This is a genomic window from Mycobacterium sp. (genome assembly GCF_050701515.1).
Taxonomy (GTDB): Bacteria; Actinomycetota; Actinomycetes; order Mycobacteriales; family Mycobacteriaceae; genus Mycobacterium.
This window is the reverse complement of the sequence record NZ_JBOGDB010000304.1, coordinates 1-1,775: the sequence shown is the minus strand read 5'-3', so window position 1 is coordinate 1,775 and position 1,775 is coordinate 1. Positions and strand designations below refer to the sequence as shown.

2 protein-coding genes are annotated in these 1,775 nt (G+C 66.0%); both read left to right on the top strand.

What is annotated here, in order from left to right; translation table 11 throughout:
- Positions 1-903: MCE family protein (locus ACRDU5_RS22185; protein ID WP_526617144.1), on the top strand; the 903-nt coding region annotated here is incomplete at its 5' end.
- Between the two features lie 2 nt (positions 904-905).
- Positions 906-1,775: MCE family protein (locus ACRDU5_RS22180; RefSeq protein WP_526617143.1), on the top strand; the 870-nt coding region annotated here is incomplete at its 3' end.

Sequence of the window (1,775 nt, the reverse complement as noted above, 5' to 3'; positions counted from 1 at the left end):
CCCGTGGAGCGGACGAAACCGCCGTACGAACTGCCCGATGCGCTGGGTGATCTGGCGACAACGATCAGCGGATTGAACACCGACCAGGTGTCGGAGTCGTTGGCCACCCTGGCACAGACGTTCTCTGACACACCGTCGGATCTGAAGATCGCGGTCGAAGGGGTGGCCCGGTTCTCGCAGACACTCAACGAGCGCGATGCCGATCTGCGATCCCTGTTGGCCAACGCTTACAGGGCCACCGCGGTACTCGCCGAACGGAGCGATCAGGTAGTCAGCCTCATCGCAAACACCAACGCCCTGCTGGCCGAACTGCAGACCCAAAGTGCCGCGCTGGATCAGATTTCGGGCAATGTGTCCGCACTGGCGCAACAACTGTCTGAGCTCGTCGGTGACAACCGTCATAGCCTTCGGCCGGCGCTCGACAAACTCAACGGCGTTCTCGCGATTGTCGAGAACCGCAAGGAGCGGGTCCAGAAGACGATCGAGCTGTTCAACGGTTATGCGATGTCGCTGGGGGAGTCGGTGGCATCCGGTCCCTTCTTCAAGGCGTATGTCGCCAACCTGCTGCCCGGCCAGTTCCTGCAGCCGTTCATCGACGCGGCCTTCTCCGACCTCGGTTTGGATCCGAACGTGCTGCTGCCGTCGCAGCTGACCGACCCGCAGACGGGCCAGCACGGCACCCCGGCACTGCCGGTGCCCTTCCCCCGTACCGGTGCGGGCGGGGAGCCGCATCTGACCCTGCCCGACGCGATCACCGGAGTGCCGGGCGACCCCCGGTATCCGTATCGGGAGCCGCTTCCGGCGCCACCGCCAGGTGGTCCGCCGCCGGGCCCGCCGGCGTTGCCGCCCGCAGTAGGGTCGGCTCTGGGGCCCGTTGCGTCATCCGCGGAGGTAGGCCAGTGACGGTGTCGCGCATCAGGAGTGGGCTCGCCATCGTCGTGGCGCTCGCGTTGGTGGTCGGGCTGGTCGTTGCCTCACGCTCACTGTGGCGGGCTGCGGGCGAGACGACCGTCGTCGGCTACTTCGAGAACAGCAACGGGCTGTTCAAGGGTGACGAAGTGCGGATCCTCGGCGTGCCGGTCGGCGTCATCGACAGGATCGAGCCACAGCCGCAGCGCGCCAAGATCACGTTCTCGTTCGACAGCAAATACCAGGTGCCGGCCGACGCCAAGGCCGTGATCTTGTCACCACAGTTGGTGACCGCGCGGGCCATCCAGTTGACGCCGGCCTACACCGGAGGGCCGCTGCTGGCCCACGGTGCGGTGATTCCGCTGGACCGCACGGCGGTGCCGGTGGAGTGGGATGACCTACGTGAGCAGCTGGAGAAGCTGACCGAAACCCTGCAACCGACGCGACCGGGCGGAGTCAGCACGCTGGGTGCCTTCATCGACACCGCCGCAGCCAATCTGCGCGGCGAGGGCGCCAGTATCCGCGAGACCGTCATCGAGCTGTCCCAGGCACTGTCGGCACTCGGTGACCACAGCACGGACGCCTTCGGCACGGTGAGGAACTTGTCGGTTCTCGTGTCGGCGCTGCAGTCGAGCGCCGATCTGATGAAGCAGCTCAACGGAAATCTCGCCTCGGCGACCGCATTGTTGGCCAACGACCCGAACGAGGTGGGACAGGCGGTCGATGACATCAATACAGCCGTCCACGACGTCCGGAGCTTCGTGGCTGACGCCCGCGAAGCGCTAGGCACCACGTCTGACGAGCTGGCGTCGATATCGCAGGCCCTGGTGGACAGCCTGGACGACATCACACAGGCCCTCCACGTC